At 51.4% G+C, this 593-nt stretch carries 1 protein-coding gene; it reads right to left on the bottom strand.

The genetic code is table 11. The annotated features are described in order from the left end of the window. Nucleotides 1-509, bottom strand: a 509-nt coding sequence (locus AKL11_RS22605; RefSeq protein ID WP_253705284.1) for a DDE-type integrase/transposase/recombinase, incomplete at its 3' end; no start/stop codon positions are given. Between the last annotated feature and the right edge of the window lie 84 nt (nucleotides 510-593).

Raw genomic sequence — 593 nt, 5'->3', positions numbered from 1 at the left:
TCGGGATGACGTTTCTTCGCCAGCGCATAAACCACTTTCCTGTTATCCATGAGAGTCTTTGTCTCCCCTCGGTGCCTCTGCCCCGGTGTTAAGAACTTGATCCCGCTGTGTCGGTGATCTTCGTTGTACCATTGGGTAAACCCAAGCACCCAAGTACGAGCCGCTTTGAGATCAGTAAACGGCTTGGAAGGGTAACCAGGCCGGTACTTCAGTGTTCTGAATATCGCTTCAGCGTAAGGGTTATCATCACTGACTCTCGGCCGACTGAAGGAGCTCACTACACCAAGGCTCTGCAAGGTAGACAGCATGGTGCCGCCTTTCATGGCACTGCCATTGTCTGAATGTAAGACCAACGGCCTCTCCAGGGCTGAAATACCATGGCGCAGACACGCTTTGGTGATCATTTTCGAGGCGTGTTCTGCCGATTCATTTTCATGAACCTCCCAGGTAACAATCATACGACTGTATATATCTATAACCAGATACAGGTAAAAGAAYTGGCCACGCACCGGCGAGCGTAGAAAAGTGATATCCCAAGACCAGACCTGATTCGGACCCGTTGCACAGTAAGAGGTCGGCCTACGTTGCGCTGG

Origin of the sequence: Endozoicomonas ascidiicola, from assembly GCF_001646945.1 — a bacterium.
Lineage (GTDB): Bacteria > Pseudomonadota > Gammaproteobacteria > Pseudomonadales > Endozoicomonadaceae > Endozoicomonas > Endozoicomonas ascidiicola.
Note: the sequence above shows the minus strand (reverse complement) of the source record. Positions and strands in the feature narration are given on the sequence as shown.